The organism is Pseudomonas sp. 15A4 (assembly GCF_016925575.1).
GTDB lineage: Bacteria > Pseudomonadota > Gammaproteobacteria > Pseudomonadales > Pseudomonadaceae > Aquipseudomonas.
In genome coordinates, this window is the sequence record NZ_CP068986.1 from 3,406,890 (window position 1) to 3,426,904 (window position 20,015).

Annotated in this window: 14 protein-coding genes and 2 pseudogenes; 14 read left to right on the forward strand and 2 right to left on the reverse strand. The window is 61.9% G+C overall.

Going from position 1 to position 20,015, the window contains the following annotated elements; all coding sequences use genetic code 11:
• Positions 1 to 11: 11 nt before the first annotated feature.
• From JN403_RS15200 to JN403_RS15245, 10 genes and pseudogenes are all read left to right on the forward strand, one after another.
• Positions 12 to 3,520, forward strand: a pseudogene (locus JN403_RS15200) (response regulator).
• Between the two features lie 49 nt (positions 3,521 to 3,569).
• Positions 3,570 to 4,391 carry a protein-glutamate O-methyltransferase CheR gene (locus tag JN403_RS15205; protein ID WP_122534657.1) on the forward strand — a complete coding sequence of 274 codons (822 nt, stop codon included), beginning with the start codon at positions 3,570 to 3,572 and terminating at the stop codon, positions 4,389 to 4,391.
• Positions 4,388 to 5,005: a chemotaxis protein CheB gene (locus tag JN403_RS15210; protein WP_205483034.1), complete on the forward strand. Its 618-nt coding sequence runs from the start codon at positions 4,388 to 4,390 to the stop codon at positions 5,003 to 5,005. The genes JN403_RS15205 and JN403_RS15210 overlap by 4 nt, the downstream gene beginning before the upstream one ends.
• The gene (locus tag JN403_RS15215; protein ID WP_122534659.1) at positions 4,999 to 6,180 is read left to right on the forward strand and encodes a hybrid sensor histidine kinase/response regulator; all 1,182 of its coding nucleotides are present in this window, start codon (positions 4,999 to 5,001) and stop codon (positions 6,178 to 6,180) included. The genes JN403_RS15210 and JN403_RS15215 overlap by 7 nt, the downstream gene beginning before the upstream one ends.
• A gap of 524 nt (positions 6,181 to 6,704) precedes the next feature.
• Complete coding sequence (locus tag JN403_RS15220) at positions 6,705 to 7,172, forward strand: hypothetical protein (protein WP_205483035.1); 468 nt, start codon at positions 6,705 to 6,707, stop codon at positions 7,170 to 7,172.
• A gap of 242 nt (positions 7,173 to 7,414) precedes the next feature.
• Positions 7,415 to 8,263: an alpha/beta hydrolase gene (locus JN403_RS15225; protein ID WP_205487375.1), complete on the forward strand. Its 849-nt coding sequence runs from the start codon at positions 7,415 to 7,417 to the stop codon at positions 8,261 to 8,263.
• Complete coding sequence (locus tag JN403_RS15230; RefSeq protein ID WP_205483036.1) at positions 8,260 to 9,114, forward strand: alpha/beta fold hydrolase; 855 nt, start codon at positions 8,260 to 8,262, stop codon at positions 9,112 to 9,114. The genes JN403_RS15225 and JN403_RS15230 overlap by 4 nt, the downstream gene beginning before the upstream one ends.
• 186 nt (positions 9,115 to 9,300) lie before the next feature.
• Complete coding sequence (locus tag JN403_RS15235) at positions 9,301 to 10,143, forward strand: DUF4892 domain-containing protein (RefSeq protein WP_205483037.1); 843 nt, start codon at positions 9,301 to 9,303, stop codon at positions 10,141 to 10,143.
• Between the two features lie 75 nt (positions 10,144 to 10,218).
• A complete protein-coding gene (locus JN403_RS15240; protein ID WP_205483039.1) occupies positions 10,219 to 11,139 on the forward strand; it encodes a cation transporter in 921 nt (306 codons plus the stop codon).
• Positions 11,140 to 11,303: 164 nt separating this feature from the next.
• Positions 11,304 to 12,355, forward strand: a pseudogene (locus JN403_RS15245) (AI-2E family transporter).
• A 101-nt stretch (positions 12,356 to 12,456) separates the two neighbouring features.
• Here JN403_RS15245 and JN403_RS15250 read toward each other — a convergent pair.
• Positions 12,457 to 13,536, reverse strand: a complete 1,080-nt coding sequence (locus tag JN403_RS15250) for a HAMP domain-containing sensor histidine kinase (protein ID WP_205483040.1) — start codon at positions 13,534 to 13,536, stop codon at positions 12,457 to 12,459.
• Positions 13,533 to 14,285, reverse strand: a complete 753-nt coding sequence (locus JN403_RS15255; RefSeq protein WP_122538444.1) for a response regulator transcription factor — start codon at positions 14,283 to 14,285, stop codon at positions 13,533 to 13,535. The genes JN403_RS15250 and JN403_RS15255 overlap by 4 nt, the downstream gene beginning before the upstream one ends.
• Positions 14,286 to 15,437: 1,152 nt before the next feature.
• On the opposite strand from JN403_RS15255, the gene kdpF reads away from it, so the two are divergent.
• From kdpF to kdpC, 4 genes are all read left to right on the forward strand, one after another.
• Positions 15,438 to 15,533 (forward strand): K(+)-transporting ATPase subunit F, encoded by a 96-nt coding sequence (gene kdpF / locus JN403_RS15260; RefSeq protein ID WP_037009437.1) that lies wholly within the window; start codon positions 15,438 to 15,440, stop codon positions 15,531 to 15,533.
• 5 nt (positions 15,534 to 15,538) lie between these two features.
• A complete protein-coding gene (gene kdpA, locus JN403_RS15265; protein WP_205483041.1) occupies positions 15,539 to 17,233 on the forward strand; it encodes a potassium-transporting ATPase subunit KdpA in 1,695 nt (564 codons plus the stop codon).
• A gap of 10 nt (positions 17,234 to 17,243) precedes the next feature.
• A complete protein-coding gene (gene kdpB, locus JN403_RS15270) occupies positions 17,244 to 19,340 on the forward strand; it encodes a potassium-transporting ATPase subunit KdpB (RefSeq protein ID WP_205483042.1) in 2,097 nt (698 codons plus the stop codon).
• Between the two features lie 65 nt (positions 19,341 to 19,405).
• A complete protein-coding gene (gene kdpC, locus JN403_RS15275) occupies positions 19,406 to 19,972 on the forward strand; it encodes a potassium-transporting ATPase subunit KdpC (protein ID WP_205487377.1) in 567 nt (188 codons plus the stop codon).
• The last annotated feature ends 43 nt before the right edge of the window (positions 19,973 to 20,015 follow it).

Here is a 20,015-nt window from a genome sequence, read left to right on the forward strand (position 1 = left end):
GAGCCCTCGCGATGATCACCAACTCCGCAGTCGATGAGCAACGTTTCCGCAAACTGTTAAGCCGCAACGTCAGTTTACCTTTGGCTGTCGGCGTGCTGAGTGCGGCTTTCTTCGTCATTTTGATTTCCTACCTGTTGTCGGCCATCCAGTGGGTCGAACACACCGACCGGGTGATCAACAACCTGAATCGCTCGCTCAAGCTCTCGGTAGACATGGAGACCGGGATGCGCGGCTTCCTGCTGACCGGCGATGAGCGTTTCCTTGACCCCTACGAAGTTGCCAAACCGGCCATCAGCACCGAACTCCAGGGCCTTGAAGAACTGGTCGCCGACAACCCGGAGCAGGTCGATCGCTTCAAACGACTGGCCGCGCTGCAATCCTCCTGGAACGAGTTTGCCCAAGAGATGATCACCCTGCGGCGCACCGGCGGCGATTACCAGACGCCGATTCAGAATCGTCGCGGCAAGCGCCTGGCTGACGAGATGCGTGAGCAATACGAGCAAGCGGCCAACGTCGAGCATCAGCTGCGTCTGACACGCAACACCGACGTAACCCACACCACTGTGTTGTCAGTCTCGCTGTATATCGCGTTCATTCTGTTGGTCAGCGGGATTCTGGCCTGGGTCGGGCGTCGGGACATGACCACGCTGTCCGATACCTACGCCGCCAACCTCAAGGCGCAACAGCTGGACGCCGAGCGCCTGTCCCACGTCGCCTGGCTGCGCAATGGCCAGAGCGAACTGGCCGAGCAGGTCATCGGCCAGCTCACCCTCAATCTACTGGGCCGCAACGTGCTGCATTTCTTCGCCCAATACCTGGGCGCGGTGGTCGCGGCGGTGTACGTGCGTCAGGAGCACGGCGGTCTGGTGCGCGTGGCTTCCTACGGTTTCTCCCGCGAGCAGGAGCAGCACGAGCAGTCGATCTACAGCGGCGAAGGCGTGGTTGGCAAAGCGGCCGAGCAGGATCAGATCATCACCCTGGACAACGTGCCCCAGGACTACTTCAAAGTCACCTCCGGCCTGGGCGAAGGCTCACCGCGCAGCGTCGTGGTGGTGCCCACCAGCAACGATGACCACGTCAATGGCGTCATCGAACTGGGCTTCCTTCGCGAACTGGCCCCCGTGACCTGGAGTTTCTCGAGCTGGTGGCCGAAAACGTCGGCACGTCCATCGAGGCGGCGCGCTACCGTCAACGCTTGCAGGAAGTGCTCGCCGAAACCCAGCAGCTCAACGAAGAGCTTCAAGTGCAGCAGGAAGAGCTGCGCACGGCCAACGAAGAGCTGGAAGAGCAGTCGCGGATCCTCAAGGAATCCCAGGCCCACCTGGAAACCCAGCAGGCGGAGCTGGAGCAGACCAACGAGCAACTGGCCGAGCAGGGCAAGGCGCTGGCCGACCAACGTGATGCACTGGACCGCAATAACGAAGAATTGCACATCGCCCAGATTGAGCTGGAAGCCCGCGCCGACGAGTTGCAGCGCTCCAGCAAATACAAATCCGAATTCCTCGCCAATATGTCCCACGAACTGCGCACACCGTTGAACAGCTCGCTGATTCTGGCCAAGCTGCTGGCGGAAAACCCCCAGGACAACCTTTCCGAAGAGCAAGTCAAGTTCGCCGAGTCGATCTACTCTGCGGGTAACGATTTGCTCAACCTGATCAACGACATTCTGGATATTTCCAAGGTCGAGGCCGGCAAGCTGGACGTGCGTCCTGAAAACAGCAGCGTCAGTCGTCTGGTCGAAGGTTTGCGCATGACCTTCCAGCCCCTGGCGGCCGAAAAGAAGCTGGAATTCTCGGTGGAGATCCAGTCGGGCACGCCGGTTTCGCTGTACACCGATCGCCAACGCCTGGAGCAGATCCTCAAGAACCTGCTGTCCAACGCCGTCAAGTTCACCGAAAGCGGTACTGTCAGCCTGACGGTTTCCCGCCAGCCCGGCGAGGGCGTGGCGTTCACCGTTCGCGACTCCGGCATCGGCATCGCCGAGGAGCAGCAGGAAAGCATTTTCGAAGCGTTCCGTCAGGCCGATGGCACCACTAATCGCCGTTATGGCGGCACCGGCCTGGGCCTGTCGATTTCCCGGGATCTGGCGCGTCTGCTCGGCGGTTCGATCAGCGTCACCAGTGCGCCGGGACAGGGCAGTATTTTCACCCTTGTGCTGCCGGAAGAGTACGTTGAACAAGAGCCTTCGCAGTATGCCGAGGCGCCAGTAGTTGCCGTGCAGCCCCCGGCAGCTCCCGCCCGCGTCACGCCGCCCGCACCTGTTGCGGTGAGGATTTCGCCGCCTGCCGAGCCGATTCCGCGCTTTGCCGACGACCGCGAAAAAGCACCGTTCACCAAACGCTGCATTCTGGTCATCGAAGACGAAGTGCGCTTTGCCCACATCCTCTACGACCTGGCCCACGAGCTCGGCTACAACTGTCTGGTGGCCCATGCCGCCGACGAAGGCTTCGATCTGGCCGCATCATTCATCCCGGACGCGATCCTGCTGGACATGCGCCTGCCGGACCATTCCGGTCTCACTGTTCTGCAGCGCCTCAAAGAGCTGCCGAGCACCCGGCACATTCCGGTGCACGTGATTTCCGTCGAAGACCGTCAGGAAGCCGCGCTGCAAATGGGCGCCATCGGCTATGCGGTGAAACCGACCACCCGCGAAGAGCTCAAGGACGTCTTCGCCCGCCTGGAAGCCAAGCTCACGCAGAAGGTCAAACGCATCCTGCTGGTCGAAGACGATGCCTTGCAGCGTGACAGCATCGCGCGCCTGATCGGTGACGACGACATCGAGATCACGGCGGTCGGCTTCGCTCAGGACGCCCTTGATCTGCTGCGCGACAACGCCTACGACTGCATGATCATCGACCTGAAACTGCCGGACATGCTCGGCAACGAGCTGCTCAAGCGCATGTCCACCGACGAGATCTGCGCGTTCCCGCCGGTCATCGTCTACACCGGGCGCAACCTGACCCGTGACGAAGAAGCAGAGCTGCTGCGCTACTCGCGGACCATCATCATCAAAGGTGCGCGTTCGCCAGAGCGCCTGCTCGATGAGGTGACGCTGTTCCTGCACAAGGTCGAGTCGCAGCTGTCGAACGAGCGCCAGAAGATGCTCAAGACCGCGCGCAGTCGCGACCGCGTGTTCGAAGGGCGCAAGATCCTGGTGGTCGACGACGACGTGCGTAACATCTTCGCCCTGACCAGCGCGCTGGAGCACAAAGGCGCGATCGTCGAGGTCGGGCGCAACGGGCTGGAAGCGATCGAGAAGCTCAACACTGTCGATGACATCGATCTGGTGCTGATGGACGTGATGATGCCGGAAATGGACGGCTACGAAGCCACCATCGAGATCCGCAAGAACCCGCGCTGGCGCAAGCTGCCGATCATTGCCGTCACCGCCAAAGCGATGAAGGACGATCAGGATCGCTGCCTGCAAGCCGGTTCCAACGACTACCTGGCAAAACCGATCGATCTGGATCGACTGTTCTCGCTGATTCGCGTGTGGATGCCGAAGATGGAACGTATCTGAATGAACCGGATCAATTGACCGCCTTTTTGCCCGATCCAGAGTGTTGCCGATGCACCAAGAACGAGACGCCGATATCGAGTTACGCTTGCTGATTGAAGCGATTTACTTGAAGTACAGCTACGATTTCCGCGATTACTCGGGTGCGTCGGTGAAACGACGTGTCGCCCACGCGTTACGTCAATTTGAACTGAAGACCATTTCCGCGTTGCAGGAGCGCGTGCTGCATGACCCTTCGGCGTTCATGCAGCTGCTGCAATTCCTGACGATCCCGGTCAGCGAGATGTTCCGCGACCCGACGCACTTCCTGGCGATCCGCGAAGAAGTCGTGCCGCTGCTCAAGACCTACCCGTCGGTGAAAATCTGGATTGCCGGGTGCAGCACCGGGGAGGAGGTTTACTCCATGGCGATCCTGCTGCGCGAGGAAGGCCTGCTCGAACGCACGATCATCTACGCCACCGACATCAACCCCAATTCCCTGGAGAAGGCCAAACAAGGCATCTTCTCCATGGAAAACATGCGCGGCTACAACGAGAACTACCTCAAGGCCGGCGGCAAGCGGCTATTCTCGGAGTACTACACCGCCGCCTACGATTACGCGATTTTCGACAAGACCCTGCGAGAGAATGTCACCTTCGCCGATCACAGCCTGGCGACCGACAGCGTGTTCTCCGAAACCCAGTTGATCTCCTGCCGTAACGTGCTGATCTATTTCAACAAGAAGTTGCAGGACCGCGCCTTCGGGCTGTTTCACGAGTCCCTTTGCCATCGCGGGTTTCTCGTGCTGGGCAGCAAGGAAACCCTGGACTTCTCCGGGTACAAGGGCCACTTCGATCCCTTGGTCAAACTCGAGCGGATCTACCGCAAATCATGAGAACGTCGTTTCCTGACACCCCACCGGAGGCGCCCGCGCTGCCGGCGGTGGACGCCATTGTGGTCGGCGCGTCGGCCGGTGGTGTCGAAGCGCTGCTGAAGATTTTCCGTACCTTGCCCCGGGGCTTTCGGCTGCCGATCCTCGCGGTGCTGCATGTGCCGGATCAGCGTCGCAGTCAGTTGGCCGAGGTGTTTGCCGCGAACCTGGCGATACCGGTCAAGGAAGCGGATGACAAAGAGACCATCAAGCCTGGAACGCTGTATTTTGCCGGGCCCAGTTATCACCTCTCCATCGAGAACGATCTGAGCCTGTCGCTGAGTCAGGAGGAGCGTGTTCATCATTCGCGCCCGAGCATCGACATCCTGTTCGAATCGGCTGCAGACGCCTATGGTGATCGGCTGGCCGGCGTGTTGCTGACCGGTGCCAACAGCGACGGCGCGCGTGGCATTGCTCGAATCAAGGAGTACGGTGGTCTCACCGTGGTCCAGGACCCGGCCCAGGCGCTCGCGCGGGCCATGCCCGAAGCGGCGCTCGCCCTTCATACGCCGGATTTTCTACTGCCTTTGCCCGACATTGGGTCCTTGCTTGTCGAGCTGGAACGAATTGCATGCTGAGTGATATCAAAGCCAAACTGCTGATCGTGGATGATCTGCCGGAGAACCTGCTCGCCCTCGAAGCGCTCATCAAGCGTGAGGACCGTCAGGTGTTCAAGGCGTTGTCTGCGGACGAGGCCCTGTCGTTGCTGCTTGAACACGAGTTTGCGATGGCGATTCTCGACGTGCAGATGCCAGGGATGAACGGCTTCGAACTTGCCGAGCTGATGCGCAGCACCGAGAAGACCAAGAACATTCCCATCGTGTTTGTCAGTGCTGCCGGGCGCGAGCTGAATTACGCGTTCAAGGGTTATGAAAGCGGTGCAGTGGATTTCCTGCACAAGCCCCTCGATATTCATGCGGTAAAGAGCAAGGTCAACGTCTTTGTTGATTTGTACCGCCAGCGCAAGGCCCTCAAGCAGCAGCTCGAAGAGCTGGAACGCAGCCGCGCGGAGCAGGAAGCTCTGATGCGCGAGCTGAAATCGACGCAGAGCGAGCTGGAGCGTGCGGTCCGCATGCGCGATGACTTCATGTCGATCGTCTCCCACGAAGTGCGCACGCCGCTCAATGGGCTGATTCTGGAAACCCAGCTGCGCAAGTTGCATCTGGCCAAGGACAATGCGTCGGCGTTCACCATGGAGAAACTCCGGGCCATGGTCGACCGCGATGAGCGGCAAATCCAGAGCCTGATTCGGCTGATCGAGGACATGCTTGACGTGTCGCGGATTCGAACGGGCAAGCTGTCGATTCGTACCAGCCCCTTCGATTTGTCGGAGCTGGTGGTCAATCTGGTGGAAAGCTATTCGGCGCAGATCGCTGCAGCCAGCAGTGTGGTGACGTTGCACGCCACGGCGCCGGTGATTGGTGTTTGGGACGAGTTTCGCATCGAGCAGGTGGTGGCGAATCTGCTCACCAATGCGTTGCGCTACGGCGCGCGCAAGCCGATCGAGTTGCGGGTGTACAGCGAGGCAGGCGAGGCGCGGATCGAGGTGCGCGATCATGGGATCGGGATCAGTCCGGAAAATCAGAAGCGCATTTTTCAGCAGTTCGAGCGTGTTGCTGCCAGTCATGCGGTGGCCGGCCTTGGCCTTGGGTTGTTCATTTCCGATCAGATCGTCAGTGCTCATGGCGGGCGGATCAGTGTCGAGAGCGAGGAAGGGGCGGGGTCGATGTTTCGGGTATCGCTGCCGCTCTGATCGAGATATCTAAGATCAAGATCACAGGCGTCTGCCTGGGGGCAGACTGTTTCGCCTTCGGCGACTTCTTTTGAAAAGTCGAAAGTCGCACCATCCAAAAGTAAGCAAAAGTGCCTGCTCCTGGCTTGGTTCCTCCTTCGTCGGAATCCCCTCACTCCGGTCCCGCTCCGTGATCCCGCGCCGAACGGACATCCATGTCCTGACGGCGCTCTTGCCGCATCCATGCGGCTCGGCCCACGGAGCGAGACCTGCGTTCAGCCTGCACCCAAGTCGCGAATGGCGTCGTCTGGGCGCTATGTGTATGAAGATCAAGATCAAAAGCTTCCCGGCTGAAGCCGGTCCTACGATTTCGTCGCCTCTTTTCCTGAATACACGCGCTGCTGTTTAGTGGGACCGGCTCTAGCCGGGAAGAGGTACAAGTAGGCGACGCTTCAACTGTCATTGTTGACAGTAGCTGCTGCGAGCATTTGCGCTCAGTCTTGAGCTTTCCCATGACGGGATATTGCAAGTCAAGGAGCAAGGCCATGAGCAGCAAGATTGCAGGGATCAGTGAGCAAATCGTCAGCAAGGCAGCCGAGATCGCTAAACTCGCCAGCGAGCTCTCGACCCTAGAAAAAACCAAGGCCGTAGAGAGTGACACCGCCTTGAGTCAATGGCTGGCGCGTATCCATGACGACCAGATGCTCACTAATCTTGAGTTTCAGCAGTTGCGTGATGAGGCAGATTTCAAGCTGGACGCGTTGAAAGCGCTTTATTCGGAGCAAGGCGAAGGGCTTAATCCGGAAGGTGTTAAAGCACCCTCTCCCGAGAGTGTTGATTTGGACACTTTTCAGAAAGCCGCTGATGAAGTTGTGCAACAGATGCAGGTGGGGATATTAAGGTTCAAAAAGAAGCACCTGCCCAAGGAGGCGCAGGCTAACGTTAAAGAGGCATACGCTTTTCAAGTCGCCTACATCCATGCTTGTCTGGACCGTTTTACACAGATGCTGTGAGCCGCTTGAGAAGCCGTCTGGAGAGACTGTCTTAAAGGCTGCAAGCTTATTTTGAGCGTTTCGCTTTATTCAATCTGCACCCGTTTGAGATCGAGGGATCCCCGGCTAAAGCCGGTCCCGCTTGATCGCTCAAACTTATCCGATAACCCCCCATGACCGGAGTGGCCTCATCGATGGCAGTTCCGGTCATTGCCGCCCAGCCCGGCGGTGCGCACAATCGCGGCTTGTTCTGGTTGCCCTGGATGCGTCGGCATGGCCCAACTTCTTTTTTCGCTCACGCCAATGGCTTCCCGTCGGGCACTTACGGCAAGTTGTTTGCCGCGCTTGGGCCTGAGTTCGAGGTTCGGCATCTTGAGCAGCATGCTCATAATCCGCAATTTCCGGTAACGGACAATTGGCCGCAGCTGGTGGATGAGTTGATCCACCATCTGCGCGAACAGCCTGAACCGGTGTGGGGCGTGGGCCATTCGCTGGGCGGCGTGCTGCATTACCACGCGGCGCTGCGTCATCCGGAGTTGTACCGGGGCGTTGTCATGCTGGATTCACCGGTGCTGACGCGGTTCGATCAGTGGATGATTCGTGCCGCCAAGCGCTTCGGTTTTATCGATCGCATCACGCCCGCAGGCCGCACGTTGGGGCGTCGTGAAGTGTTCAGCAGTGTCGAGGCGGCCCGGGATTACTTTGCCGGCAAGTCGCTGTTCCGGCGTTTCCACCCCGAGTGTTTCGAGGCGTATCTGCTTCATGGGCTGCAAGCCGAGGGCGACGGGTTGCGTTTGCGTTTCGATCCCGCCACTGAAATCAGCATCTATCGCAGCGTGCCCCACACCAGTCCGGGCCTTGCCCGTCAGTTGCGGGTGCCGTTGGCGATGGTGCGCGGCGAAAGCAGCGATGTGGTGCGGCGCCACCATGCACTATCGGTCAAAAGCATGCGCGAGGGCGTGTATCTTTCCGTGCCTGGTGGGCATATGTTTCCGCTCGAACATCCCGAGGACACCGCCCGCATGCTCAGAACGCTGTTTTCCCGCTGGACGGCCAGAGCCGACGCCGCCACCGCTGACGCTAACGCCGCGCTGCACCGAGCCGGCGCATGACCTGCTCGGTGGAAGAAATCCGCCTGAGCCTGCCCCATATCGAGCTGGCGGCTCATCTGTTCGGGCCCCAGGACGGCATTCCGGTGATCGCCCTGCATGGCTGGCTGGACAACGCCAACAGCTTCGCGCGGCTGGCGCCCAAGCTTGAGGGGCTGCGGATCCTGGCGCTGGACATGGCCGGGCATGGCCACTCCGACCACCGCCCGCCGGGATCGGCTTATGGTCTGCCGGACTACGCCCACGACGTTTTGCAGGTGGCGGGGCAGATGGGCTGGGAACGGTTTTCCCTGCTGGGTCACTCGTTGGGGGCGATCATTTCGGTGATCGTTGCGGCGGCCGTTCCCCAGCGGGTGAGCCGTCTGGCCTTGATCGACGGGTTGGTTCCGCCGGTGGGCGAGCCAGAGTCTGTCGTCGAGCGCATGGGCGCGGCGCTGCAGGCGCAATTGACCCAGCAGAGCAAACACAAACCGGTCTACCCGGACATGGACCGGGCGGTGGAAGCGCGGATGAAAGGCATGGTGGCGGTCAGTCGCGACGCCGCCGAGCTGTTGGCCCAGCGTGGCTTGATGCCGGTGCCGGGTGGTCACACCTGGCGCAGCGACAGCCGACTGACCTTGCCCTCGGCAATTCGTCTGACCCGCGCGCAGGCGCTGTCTTTCGTCACGGCGGTGCGCTGTCCGGCGCAGTTGATCGTGGCCGAGGAGGGCATGCTCGCGCAGAACCGGGAGCTGCTCGCCAGCGTTCCTTTCACGGTGACGGCCTTGCCGGGCGGGCACCATCTGCACCTGAACGATGAGGCGGGTGCGCGCTCTGTTGCAGACTGTTTCAATCGCTTCTTCGCCGTTCCTTGACTTGCGACCTGCAACTGCCGAGGCTGGGGCAGTTGAAACAGGAGACTGCACGATGGACCACTGCCCACGACTCACCGTTTTATTTTCATGTCTGCCGCGCGTTGTCGCGGCTTTGTTTTGCCTGCCGATTACGTTGCCTGCGGGTTTATCCGCCGCATCAACCCCCGCCTCGCCGATTGCCCTGCCATGAGCGCATCCCTAACGTTCAGCCACGCCTTCACCCGCACGCTCGCGCTCACGCTGCTGCTCACCGGCCTCAGCACTGTCACCCATGCAGCCGACGTTCCCGGAAGCCAGGATCTGCCCAATCTGCCGCGACTGGAAGACGCTGAAATCGTCGATTACCGGCCCTCCGTCGAGCTGGAACGCATCTACCCGCTCGGCTCGATCCGCAAGATCAGCGGCCAGTTGCGCTTCGACGGGCAGGTGTCCGGGCGCGGCAATGTCACCGGGATCACTTACCAGTTGCCGGTCGAGCACACTGCCGACGAGGCCTTCACCGCCGCCCGTGAAGCCTTGCAGCAGCAGGGCGCGCAGTTGCTGTTCTGGTGCCAGGCCCGCGATTGCGGCGAAAGCAGCCTGTGGGCCAATGAGGTGTTCGGCAACGCCAAGCTGTATGGCGCCGACTACGGTCAGTCCTATCTGCTGCTGCGCCTCGCCGCCCCGGCGGACAACACGCTCGTGGCGTTGTACGGCATCACCCGTGGCAACCGTCGGGCGTTCCTTCACGTCGAGCAATTTCAGTCGAGCACCCCGCTGGGGGATTTGTTGCCGACCTCCGCCACCCTGTTGCGCGAGCTCAAAAGCACTGGCGAGCTGGAGCTGCCGATGCTGACCGCAGCACCGCAGGAGCCCTGGACCACGCTGCTGGCACGTGGCCTGAATCTGGACAGCACTTTGCGCGTTACCCTGTCCGGGGATCAGCGTGAGGCGTGGCGTCAGGCGCTGGTCGCCAAAGGCGTGCGCGCTGCCCGGCTGGAAGCGGGCGATCGGAAGAACCCCGGCCTGACCCTTGAACTCATTCGCTGAGGGCCGCAGAGCCAGGTTTGGTCTGACTTCACCGTGTGTTTACAATGCCGCCCTCCAATCGTACCCGTGAGTCAGATGACAGAGCCAAGCGTGCTTCGCCTTTCCATTATTGTGACGTTTGCTCTGGCTATTTTTGGGGTGGTGTTCGGTCTGCTGACCGGGTCTGCGTCGATTATTTTTGACGGTGTATACACCCTTATCGACGCAATCATGACGAGCTTTGCGCTGGTCGTTGCCAAACTTATTGCCTTCTCTCACAACGATGTCGGTCGCGCCCGCCTGACCAAGAATTTCACGATGGGGTTCTGGCACCTTGAGCCCATTGTGCTTGGTTTATCCGGCACGCTACTGGTTGGAACCGCTGGCTATGGCCTGATCATGGCCGTCGGCAGCCTGATGGCGGGCGGGCGACACCTGGACTTCGATCTCGCGCTCATTTTTGCTTTTGTGGCCCTTGTGAGCGCGGTTGGAATGATCATGTATGGCCGACGAGCAAACAAACGCCTCAATTCAAGCTTCATCGCCCTGGACATAAAAGCCTGGACAATCTCCGCTGCAATGACCGGCGCTCTGTTACTCGCGTTCCTGACGGGCTGGATGATCAGGGGCACAGCGCTGGAATGGTTATCGCCTTATATAGATCCAGCGGTCCTGGCGCTTGTCTGCCTCATCGTTTTGCCCTTGCCGCTGCCGACGATTCGTGACGCTCTCGCCGATGTTCTGCTGGTGACCCCGCCAGAAATGAAGAAAAGAATCGACGACGTTGCAAGCGATGCTGTCCAGCGACATGGCTTCCTATCCTACCGCGCCTATGTAGCCCGTGTGGGGCGCGGGAGACAGATCGAGATTTACTTCATCGTTCCGCCGGGCTTGCCGCCACGATCCCTGGAGGCATGGGACCTGATCCGGGATGAAATTGGGGAAGAGGTTGGAGGTACCGGCCCTGATCGTTGGCTGACAATAGCCTTCACCGTTAATAAAGAATGGGCTGAATGAGAGAAGGTCAATTCGCCCGCTGACATCACCGGTCAAGTCATCAGCACCCATAGAGACGGGCTCTGTTCCCATCCTGAAGCCGGGCCCAGGTATCCGCACAAGGCGGGCTGCGCGGTTCGACGGTATGCTTGTCGGATTCAACCCCTTTTGTTGCGGAATGACCGATGTTCAATAACGATCGCCTGTTGGTGCAGATTCTCCTGCTCGCGCTGCTCGGCGCCTGCCTATGGGTGATGGTGCCGTTCTGGTCGGCGCTGTTCTGGGGGCGGTGCTGGCATTCGCCAGTTGGCCGCTGATGCGTTTGCTGACCCGCGCGCTCAAGGGGCGGGAGTCCCTCGCGGCCGCCATTCTGACCCTGGGCTGGATGGTGCTGGTGCTCGCGCCGCTGGTCTGGCTGGGCTTCAACCTGGCGGACCACGTGCGCGACGCAACCGCGTTCGTCAAGGACGTGCAAGTGGACGGCCTGCCCGATCCACCCACCTGGCTGGCGGGCGTTCCGCTGGTGGGCGAGCGGCTGGTGGGCTACTGGAACACCATCGATCAACAAGGCGCTGCGTTGCTGGTCAGCGTCCGACCTTACCTGGGCCAGGTCGGCAACTGGCTGCTGGCGCGCAGTGCGCAGATTGGCGGTGGCATTCTCGAGCTGACCCTGAGCATCATCTTCGTGTTCTTTTTCTACCGCGACGGGCCGCGGGTGGCGGCGTTCGTGCTCAGTTTGCTGGAACGACTGATCGGCGATCGCGCCCAGTACTACCTCGATCTCGTGGCGGGCACGGTGCAGCGGGTGGTCAACGGCGTTATCGGCACGGCAGCGGCACAGGCGGTGCTGGCCTTGATCGGTTTCCTGATTGCCGGCGTGCCGGGCGCGCTGGTGCTGGGGATCGGCACTTTCCTGCTGAGCCTCGTGCCTATGGGCCCGCCGCTGATCTGGATACCGGCCACCGCGTGGCTGGCCTGGAGAGGCGATTACGGCATGGCGATTTTTCTTGGCCTGTGGGGGACGTTTATTGTCAGTGGCGTCGACAACGTACTGAAGCCGTACCTGATCAGTCGCGGCGGCAACCTGCCGTTGGTGATTGTCCTGCTCGGTGTGTTTGGCGGGTTGCTGGCGTTCGGCTTTATCGGCCTGTTCATCGGCCCGACGTTGCTGGCAGTGGCATACAGTTTGTTGCTGGACTGGGTTGGAGACAGCCGCGCGCGGCAGCCGGTCAAGTAATTAAAATTCATTGGGAAATTGCCGTCCACCGGGGCACTCGGTCAATTTTGCGCGCGGGTTTGTCCCGGCGCAGCCATGACAGGCTTTGGTGACGGCGGGGATCAGGTTCGCGGCAGATCCAGCACCGCGGTAAGGCCGCCGCCGGGGGTTTGCTCGAGGCGCAGGTCGCCGCCCATTCGACGTGCGGCTTCCCGGGCGATGGTCATGCCGATGCCGACGCCGCCCGAGTTGCGATTGCGCGAGCTTTCGACGCGATAGAAGGGCTCGAACACCACTTCGCGCAGGTCTTCGGGAATCCCCGGGCCGTGATCGATGACGCTGACCTGCAGGCGATCACTGGCGTCTTCGATCTCCACGCGCGCATGCCCGGCGTACAGCAGGGCGTTGTCGATGAGGTTGTTCAGGCACGAGCGCAGGGCCATGGGCTGGGATTTCAGCGGCCGGCAAGTGCCGCTCGCCTGAATGTCATCGCCATTGTCCTGGGCGTTTTCCGCCAGGGATTCGATCAGCGCCTGCACGTCGAAATACTGCAGGGCTTCGCTGGTGCGCTGTTCGTTGAGGTAGGTCAGGGTCGCGTCGAGCATGCCGATCATGTCGTTGAGATCCTGGCTCATCTGCCCGTGCAGTCGCGGCTCGTCGATCTGCTCGACCCGCAGTTTCAGGCGCGCAAGGGGCGTGCGCAGGTCATGGGACACGGCAGCGAGCATGCGTCCGCGCTGTTGCACCTGTTCGCGAATGCGCTCCTGCATCAGGTTGAACGCCTGGGCCGCCTGACGTGCCTCGCGAGGGCCATTGGCGGCCAGGGGCGGGCTGTCGAGGTTCTCGCTGAGACGTTCGGCCGCCTCGCTCAATCGGCGGATCGGCCGGCTCAGGGCCTTGGCGCCGAACCAGGCAGCAAGCACCAGACTGATCAACTGGAACAGCAGGGGCACCAGCGGAATGCCGAGCATTGGCGGGCGGCAAGGCGGCCGGCGCCTGTCGTTCTGGTCTGCCTCGGCGGCAGGATCGCGGTCGGACGGCGCTTGCATCTGGCTGGCCGTCGGCCGATCGCAGCCGGGCGGGGGCGGCATTCTCGGGCCGTAGTAGTGAAACCAGATGAACGCCAGCAGGTGCGCGAGGACGATCGCCAGCAGCGCCCCGCCAAACAGCCGGGCAAACAGGGTGTCGGCCGAGCGGATCAACCAATCTCCCGGGCGTCGAACATATAGCCTTCGCCGCGCACGGTTTTGATCAGTTGCGGGGATTTCGGGTCATCGCCCAGCTTCTGGCGCAGGCGCGAGACCAGCAGGTCGATGCTGCGATCAAACGCTTCGATGGAGCGACCGCGGGCGGCGTCGAGCAATTGTTCGCGGTTGAGCACGCGACGCGGCCGCTCAAGGAAGACCCGCAGCAGGCGGAATTCGGCGTTGGACAGGGGCACGACGAGGCCGTCCGGCGCGGTGAGTTGGCGCAGCACGCTGTTCAGGCGCCAATTGTCGAAGCGCAGGGTAGTGCGTTCTTCGGTGCGGTCGTCGCGCACGCGGCGCAGGATGGTCTGGATCCGCGCCACGAGTTCGCGGGGCTCGAAGGGTTTGGCCATGTAGTCATCGGCACCCAGTTCCAGGCCGATGATGCGGTCGGTGGGTTCGCAGCGGGCGGTGAGCATGAGAATGGGGATGTCGGAGGTGCTGCGCAGCCAGCGGCAGAGGGAGAGGCCGTCTTCGCCGGGGAGCATGAGGTCGAGGACGACGACGTCGTAGGTGTCTTCGGTCAGGGCCAGGCGCATGGCGTTGCCGTCGGTGACGCCGGTACTGTGGATGTTGAAGCGGGCGAGGTAGTCGCAGAGCAGTTCGCGGATGGGAATGTCGTCATCGACGATGAGGGCGCGGGTGGTCCAGCGGCGCTCTGCGCTCGGTGCGGTGGCGGTGGGGCTGTCGGGTGTTGTCTGCATGGTGCTGCCGCCGTGTGGTGCCGCCGATTGGGCCGCGGATAGGAGTCGACGCTGCCATGCTACTTCGCTGGCGAGCGGGGCGGAAGGGTGGGGTGGGGAGGTGTCGGTGGGTTGTCTTGAATGTATCAAGGTCGGTACACGGCTGACCTGCCGTGCTCCGTATCAAGATCAAGGGCGTCTGCCTGGGGGCAGACTGTTTCGCCTTCGGCGAGTTACTTGGAAAAGCACCCCAAGTAACCAAGGGTGCTTGCTCCTGGTTGGGCCCTTCGTTCCTCAGGGTTCCTTCACTCCGGTCTCGCTCCGTGGGCCCGCTGCCATCCGCCATCCATGGCGGGGGCAGCTTTCGCCGCATCCATGCGGCTCGGCCCACGGAACGAGACCTGCGCTCAGCCTGCACCCAAGTCGCGATTGGCGGTGACTGGGCTTTTTGTGCATGAAGATCAAAAGCAGATCAAAAGCAGAACAACGGCTTCCCAGCTGAAGCCGGTCCTACAAAAGCGTCACGTACCCCCTGTAGGACTGGCTTTAGCCGGGAAGAGGCCAGCCCAGGCGGCGACAGTTTTGCTGATTGGACACCCCATCTGTGGGAGCGAGCTTGCTCGCGAATGCTTTATCTCAAACACCAGATATCCGGTGGATGTACCGACCTCTTCGTGAGCAAGCTCACTCCCACAAGTCCCTGGCGCTTGACCCGCCCTTGATCTGCCTCTGATTTGCTTTTGATCTTCTACGCGGTAGTTCAAACACCGCGAAACGCGACTTGGGTGCAGGCCGATCGTAGACGACGCGCAGTGGGCCGAGCGGCATGGATGCCGCGAGAGCGCCGTCAGGACATGGATGTCCGTTCGGCGCGGGCCCACGGAGCGTCGTCGGAGTGAGGGTATTCCGACGAAGGAGGAACCCAACCAGGAGCAGGGCCTTTTTGGTTACTTTTTCGGCTCTTGGAAAAAGTGACCCGCCGTAAGGGCGGAACCATAACAACAACCCACACAAATAACGGATATGCCCACGGTGTAAAGCTTCTAAACGCTCTGTTTTCTTCACTCTTTACGCTTTCTTTATGCCCCCCGACCCCCGTCGCTCTCGTTCCTTTACACCCCCACTGCAGACAATTGCCCCACACGGCAGTCGCCGTATGACGGAGAGTTTTTCATGAGCGTTCTGGATGGGGTGTCACTGCTGCTCGCAGCAGGGTTATTCGTTTACTTGCTGGTTGCGCTCCTGCGCGCCGGCCGGGTCGAGGAGTAACGGCCATGCACGGTTACGACTACCTGCTGATACTGGCGTTTTTCGCCCTGGTGCTACTGCCCGCGCCGCTGCTGGGACGGTTCTACTACAACGTCATGGAAGGTAAGCGGACCTTTCTGACCCCGGTCATGGGCCCGGTCGAACGCATCTGCTATCGCCTGTCCGGCGTCGATCCCTCGATCGAACAAAACTGGAAAACCTACACAATCGCCCTGCTGGCCTTCAACCTGGCCGGGTTCGTCGTGCTGTTCGCCATCCTGCTCCTGCAAGGCTCGCTGCCCCTTAACCCACAGGGCCTGCCGGGCATGGAGTGGTCGCTGGCGTTCAATACCACCATGAGCTTCGTCACCAACACCAACTGGCAGAGCTACAGCGGCGAATCGTCCCTCAGCTACCTGAGCCAGATGGCCGGCCTGACCGTGCAGAACTTCGTCAGCGCCGCCACCGGTATCGCCGTGCTGGTAGCGTTCTGCCGCGGCATCAGCCGTCGCTCGACCCAGCATCTGGGCAACTTCTGGGCGGACATGACCCGCGCGACCCTCTACGGTCTGCTGCCGCTGTGCCTGGTACTGGCGCTGCTGCTGGTCTGGCAGGGCGTGCCGCAAACCTTCGCTCATTACATGGACGCCGTCACCCTGCAAGGCACCGACCAGACCCTCCCGCTGGGCCCGGCCGCCAGCCAGATTGCGATCAAGCAACTGGGCACCAACGGCGGTGGCTTCTTCGGCGTCAACTCGGCGCATCCGTTCGAGAACCCGACCATCTGGAGCAACCTGTTCGAGCTGGTATCGATCATCCTGATCCCGGTGGCGCTGGTGTTCACCTTCGGCCATTACGTCAAGGACATGCGTCAGAGCCGCGCGATCATCGCCTGCATGCTGGCGCTGTTCCTGATTGGCGGCGCGACGGCGATGTGGTCCGAGTACCAGCCCAATCCTGCGCTGAACATCGCCTCGGTTGAGCAGACCGCGCCGATGGAAGGCAAGGAAACCCGCTTCGGCACCACGGCCACTGTGCTCTGGGCGGCGACCACCACGGCGGCGTCCAACGGTTCGGTCAACGGCATGCATGACAGCCTCAACCCGCTCACCGGGATGATCGCCCTCGCCAACATGATGGTGGGCGAAGTGATCTTCGGCGGCGTCGGCGCAGGCCTCTACGGCATGTTGCTGAACGTATTGATCGCGGTGTTTCTCGCCGGACTGATGATCGGCCGCACCCCGGAATACCTCGGCAAGAAGCTGCAGGCCCGTGAGGTCAAGTTGCTGGTGGCGACCTTGATCGTGATGCCGGTCGGCGTGCTGGTGTTCGGTGCGCTGGCGGCCTCGTTGCCCGGCCCGGCGGGGGCGGTGAGCAATCCCGGCGCCCACGGTTTCAGTCAGTTGCTTTATGCCTACACCTCGGCGACCGCCAACAACGGTTCGGCCTTCGGCGGCTTCAGCGCCAACACCACCTTCCACAACCTGATGTTGGGCCTGTCGATGTTCATCGGCCGCTTCGGCTACATCCTGCCGGTGCTGGCGCTGGCCGGCAGTCTGGCGGCGAAGAAGAGTTCGCCGCTGGGCCAGAACAGCTTCCCGACCCACGGCCCGCTGTTCGTCACCCTGCTGACCGTGACCATCCTGCTCGTGGGCGGCCTGACGTTCCTGCCGACCCTGGCACTGGGACCGATCGCCGAACACTTGAGCCTGGGCTTCTGAGGACCACACCATGAACATGCAAGCCCCCGTAACAAAGAGCCCGGACAGTAAAAGCCCGGCCAGCGAGACAGCACGCCATGACGCGCAGCCCGTAGCCGCCAAAACCGGTCTTGCTGCCCTGTGGCGACCGGCGCTGGTGCAGGCGTTCGTCAAGCTCGACCCGCGCCAGCTGCACCGTGCGCCGGTGATGCTGGTGGTCGAACTGACCGCGATCCTGACCACCGTGCTGTGCCTTATCCCCGATCCGGCGGTCCCGACGTCGGTCGCGGTGCAGATCGCGGTCTGGCTGTGGTTCACCGTGTTGTTCGCCAACTTCGCCGAAGCCTTGGCCGAGGGTCGCGGCAAGGCCCGCGCCGACAGCCTGAAAGCGGGCAGCGAAGGCCTGAAGGCGCGGATGCAGAGCGCCAACGGCGGTTACGAGATGGTCAACGCCGCGACCCTGCGCAAGGGTGATGTGGTGCGCGTCGAAGCCGGGGAGATGATCCCGGGCGACGGCGAGGTGATCGAAGGCATCGCGGCGGTCAACGAAGCGGCAATTACCGGGGAGTCTGCGCCGGTGATTCGCGAGTCCGGCGGCGACCGTTCGGCCGTCACCGGCAACACGCGACTGGTCTCCGACTGGCTGCTGGTGCGGATCAGCGCCAACCCCGGCGAATCGACCCTGGACCGCATGATTGCGCTGGTCGAAGGCGCCAAACGGCAGAAGACCCCCAACGAAGTGGCCCTCGACATTCTGCTGATCGGCCTGACCCTGATCTTCCTGCTGGTGGTCGTGACCCTGCAGCCGTTCGCGCATTTCGCTGGCGGTAACCTGCCGTTGGTGTTCCTCGTGGCGCTGCTGGTGACGCTGATTCCGACCACCATCGGCGGCCTGCTTTCGGCCATCGGTATTGCCGGCATGGACCGCCTGGTGCGCCTCAACGTGATCGCCAAATCCGGGCGCGCCGTGGAAGCAGCGGGTGACGTGCACGTGTTGCTGCTGGACAAGACCGGCACCATCACCTTCGGCAACCGTCGTTGCGCGGCGGTGTATGCCGCGCCGGGCGTGACGCCGAAAGAGCTGAGCGAAGGCACGCTGCTGGCCTCGCTGGCCGATGACACGGCTGAAGGCAAGTCCATCGTTGAATACTTGCGCGGTCTGCACCCGATGACCGAGCCTGCACCGAGCCAGTTGACGGCAGTACCGTTTACGGCGGAAACCCGTTTGTCTGGCGTCGATTTCGAGGGCCGTGTGTACCGCAAGGGCGCCGTGGATTCGCTGCTGAAATTCCTCGGCCGTGACCGCAATGACCTGCCGCCGCTACTGGCGCGGGAGATCGACAAGATCGCCAAGACCGGCGGCACGCCGTTGCTGGTGTGTGGCGACGGCAAGCTGCTGGGCGCGATTCATCTCAAGGACGTGGTCAAGCCGGGCATTCGCGAGCGCTTCGAGGAACTGCGCAAACTGGGCATTCGCACCGTGATGGTCACCGGTGACAACCCGCTGACGGCGGCAGCGATCGCGGCAGAGGCGGGCGTCGACGACGTGCTGGCAGAAGCCACCCCCGAGAAGAAACTGGAGCGCATCCGTCAGGAGCAGAACGACGGGCGTCTGGTGGCGATGTGCGGCGACGGTGCGAACGACGCGCCAGCGCTGGCCCAGGCCGACGTCGGCATGGCGATGAACGATGGCACCCAGGCGGCGCGGGAAGCGGCCAACATGGTCGATCTCGACAGCGACCCGACCAAGCTGTTGGACGTGGTGCAGATCGGCAAGGAATTGCTGGTGACCCGCGGTGCCCTGACCACCTTCTCCATCGCCAACGACGTGGCCAAGTATTTCGCCATCCTGCCGGCGCTGTTTGCGGCGATCTATCCGCAACTGGGCGTGCTCAACGTCATGCACCTGGCCAGCCCGCAGAGCGCGATTCTGTCGGCCATCGTGTTCAACGCGCTGATCATCGTCGTGCTGATTCCGCTGGCGCTGCGTGGTGTGCGGGTCCAGGCCGCCAGCGCTGCGCATCTGCTGCGCCGCAATCTGCTGGTGTACGGGCTGGGCGGGATTGTCGTGCCGTTCGTGGGGATCAAGGCCATCGACTTGCTGTTGACCGCCTTGCACCTGGTTTAACCCGTTGATCGCGCCGCGCGGTGACTCATACCGCGCGGCGCTCACTTCGAAATGAGGAATGAATGATGTCCAGCGTATTGCGTCCGGCCGTGAGCCTGATCGTTCTGATGACCCTGATCACCGGCGTGGCTTACCCGCTGGTGGTGACCGGAGTCGCCCAGGTGGCGTTCCCGGATCAGGCCAATGGCAGTCTGGTCTACGACGACCATGAAAAAGTGCGTGGCTCTGAACTGATCGCACAGAATTTCACCGGCGAAGAATGGTTTCATCCGCGTCCGTCTGCCGGGGCCTTTGCCACCGTTGCCAGCGGCGCGAGCAACCTGGCGCCGAGCAATCCGGCGCTGGCGACCCGAGTGACCGAGGATGCCGCCAAAGAGAAAGTCGACAGCCAGGGTCCGGTGCCGCTGAACCTGCTGACCACCTCCGCCAGCGGTCTTGACCCTCATCTGTCGCCGGCCGCAGCGCAGTATCAGGTGGCCCGCATCGCAGCGGCGCGTAACCTGCCGGCCGAATCGGTGCAGAAACTGGTGGCGGACAACACCCAGACCTCGCTGATCGGCCCGCCGGTGGTGAACGTGCTGGACTTGAATCTGAGTCTGAATCGGTTACCGTCTGGCAAAGTCGTGAACTGACCCCAATGGGTGACGCCACACGCGCACACATCACTCTGCACCA